Genomic DNA, 2953 nt, shown 5'->3' with positions numbered 1-2953 from the left:
AGAGTACGCGGCTGACAGTTTAGCAGATTGGGATATGTGCTCTGACCGGAACAGGGAAGCCCAAGCGTATTTGTGCGGCGTAAGTTTAGCAGATTGGGATATGTGCTCTGACCGGAACAGTAGTACGGCACATCGACACTGTTACCTAAGTTTAGCAGATTGGGATATGTGCTCTGACCGGAACCTGATGCTGCTAATGCAAGCTCTATTTTGGAGTTTAGCAGATTGGGATATGTGCTCTGATCTGATCGCTACCGAACCTAAAACCCGTTTTTAATATTTGACGGGCCTCCAAACTTATCTAGCGAAATCCGCCATACGATGTTGATTAGCTACCAGAGAATAGAAGCTGACCTAAGAGATTATTCCATTGTTGCAAATTTCATTGATAGAATATAAATTAGTCTCTAAAACTGTCTTATCAATTTGCTTCTCTTTTTAAGAATAAGCGATTTGATGTGTGTTCCATCTGGTTTTTCAGACAAAATGCGACCCTGACTTTTTTGGGTCGATTTACATTCAAACCAATCACCGCAGTATTTTAGCCTTCAAACATCAGACCCAATGCGAACATCACGTCTACTCTTACGGCGCCCAGATGCAGACGATGCCGAAAATCTCTTTGCTATTTATGGCGATCCACGAACGAATGCTTACAACCCGCACGGACCATATCCAAATCTTGACCGGGCTAAAACCGTATTAGCCACATGGATCACACATTGGGAGCAACATGGGTTCGGCCAGTGGGCAATCTCAAGCGCTGATCAGCCTGAAAAAATTATTGGCTATGGTGGCTTAGCTTTAAAGATGTATGGAGATAAAGATACCTTAAACCTTGGCTATAGATTCGGGGTAGATTCTTGGGGCAACGGGTATGCAACCGAGTTTGCGACTGAAACTTTACGATACGCATTTGCAGATTTAAATGCTCCAGATGTTTCTGCCTTAGTCCGGCCACTCAACACGCCGTCCATACGCGTACTGGAGAAAATCGGGATGAACAAAATTGGTATTCTGGAGGACGAGCCAAGCGTACCAAGAGGTCGCTATTCCTTGCTGTACCATGCCGAACACAGTTAATGTCAGTCAGCACTGATGGCAACACATGGTTCAGTTAGGCTCGTCTGCTGTATATAATCGACCTGCGATCCTTAGCAGATGACACATGACACAAGATAATATGGCTGCGGCTTTTGTGATCCTGACCGACATCGATGGAATATGCTTTTTATGGATTTGAGCAAGATTCCTAAATAGCCGCCCGTCAGCAATTTGAGTTTACACCCCCTATCCCCTATACTTCCACCCGCGTGACACAATCACTGCCTTTTGTTGTCGGCAGCACCACATAGCCGCCGATGACATGCTGTATTTTTGCCCTTATTTTGTACTTATTTTTTATTCCTTAATCACCATTTTTGCGGCACGCCATCCCCATTCTTATCGGAATGAGCGATGCATAACCGCGCGGAGCCATAAGCATGACCGCTTTTGTATTTAACGAACTCAACTTTGATGACCACGAACAAGTGGTTTTTGCATCTGAACCCAAATCTGGCCTGCGCGCCATTATCGCGGTTCACAACACGAATTTAGGCCCTGCGATGGGCGGTTGCCGTATGTGGAACTACGACAACGAAGCCGCGGCCATTAATGACGTATTGCGTCTGTCACGCGGCATGACGTATAAAAACGCGGTTGCTGGCTTGCCTATCGGCGGCGGCAAAAGCGTCATCATCGGCAATCCAAAAGCAGACAAAACCCCTGCCCTGTTTGAAGCCTTGGGCGAAGCCCTTGAGCGCCTTGGCGGCCGCTATGTCACAGCAGAAGATGTGGGCACTAGCCCAGCCGATATGGCAAACGTCGCTAAAAAAACCAAGTTCGTTGCAGGCTTGGGTGACCGTGGCGATCCGTCACCATTTACTGCTCTGGGCTGTTTCGTCGGTGCGCAAGCTGCCGTCAAACATCAACTGAAACGCGACAGCATGGAAGGCCTGGTCGTCGCTTTGCAAGGTCTGGGTCATGTCGGTTACGACTACGCCCGTCGCCTGCATGAAGCTGGCGCTAAACTGATCGTGGCAGATATCGATCAGGCGGCATTGCATCGCGCTCAGGAAGAATTAGGCGCAGAAATCGTCGGCATCGACGCGATCTACGATGTGCAGGCCGATATCTACGCCCCTTGCGCATTGGGTGCGACTTTAAATCCAGACACGCTGTCACGCCTGAAAGCAACGATCGTTGCTGGCGCTGCCAACAACCAGTTAGCCACCGCCGACATGGGCGAAGCTTGCCGTCAAAAAGGGATTTTGTACGCACCTGATTTCGTCATCAATGCTGGTGGCATCATCAAGGTCTGCTACGAATATCTGAACACACCAGAAGACGGTATGGATGCTCATGTACGTCGTATTGGCGATACCTTGGCAGAAGTATTTGCCCGCGCCGATGCAGAAGGTTTGGCGACTAGCGTGGTAGCAGACCGGATTGCTGAAGCGAAATTTAAGAGATAGTTTTTTTAATTATTGAAATAATAAAAAGCCGTATCACGCATTGCCTGATACGGTTTTTTTACGTCTGACAAGTCTGACAAATCTAACAAATCTAACAATCGCATGTTACGTCCATGCGCTCTTCCGGTGCAGCGATAACAAGCAATACCAATACCAGCTTACAAACCCTGCACCGTCAACGCCTCGATCTCTGTATCACCGTCATCGACCAGCCGCATCCACCCATCAAACTTACCTAGCCCTAGCGAACGCGCCATTGGCAGCAATAAACTCTGTCTGATGCCACTCTAAAACAACTGACTCTGTATGCGTCCGACAGTCCCACCTAGACGATCAGCAAACAACCGATTTTGCCCGCAGCGGCAACAATTCATCAATACGATTATTTTTACAGGTAGGGAGTTTTTCCAAAGTTTCTTTAAGCCAGGCAAGCGGTT

4 protein-coding genes are annotated in these 2953 nt (G+C 48.0%); 3 read left to right on the top strand and 1 reads right to left on the bottom strand.

The genetic code is table 11. From position 1 onward, the window contains the following. The 3 genes from QN395_RS21120 to QN395_RS21110 form a co-directional block, all read left to right on the top strand. Positions 1-277: hypothetical protein (locus tag QN395_RS21120; RefSeq protein ID WP_323493139.1), on the top strand; the 277-nt coding region annotated here is incomplete at its 5' end. Positions 278-564: 287 nt separating this feature from the next. Further along, positions 565-1083 (top strand): GNAT family N-acetyltransferase, encoded by a 519-nt coding sequence (locus QN395_RS21115; RefSeq protein ID WP_322119769.1) that lies wholly within the window; start codon positions 565-567, stop codon positions 1081-1083. A gap of 401 nt (positions 1084-1484) precedes the next feature. Further along, complete coding sequence (locus tag QN395_RS21110; protein ID WP_322119770.1) at positions 1485-2516, top strand: Leu/Phe/Val dehydrogenase; 1032 nt, start codon at positions 1485-1487, stop codon at positions 2514-2516. Between the two features lie 333 nt (positions 2517-2849). Here the strand turns inward: QN395_RS21110 and QN395_RS21105 are convergent. Continuing rightward, positions 2850-2953, bottom strand: a 104-nt coding sequence (locus tag QN395_RS21105; protein ID WP_323493008.1) for a transposase domain-containing protein, incomplete at its 5' end; no start/stop codon positions are given.

The sequence above is a fragment of the Undibacterium sp. RTI2.2 genome (assembly GCF_035018705.1).
Taxonomy (GTDB): Bacteria; Pseudomonadota; Gammaproteobacteria; order Burkholderiales; family Burkholderiaceae_D; genus Undibacterium.
The sequence above is the reverse complement of the archived record's forward strand: the minus strand, read 5'-3'. Positions and strand labels throughout refer to the sequence as shown.

What these genes read in the sequence shown, in the direction of transcription:
- QN395_RS21115 (WP_322119769.1), top strand. Translation starts at nt 565, where the DNA reads ATGCGAACATCACGTCTACTCTTACGGCGCCCAGATGCAGACGATGCC.
- QN395_RS21110 (WP_322119770.1), top strand. Translation starts at nt 1,485, where the DNA reads ATGACCGCTTTTGTATTTAACGAACTCAACTTTGATGACCACGAACAA.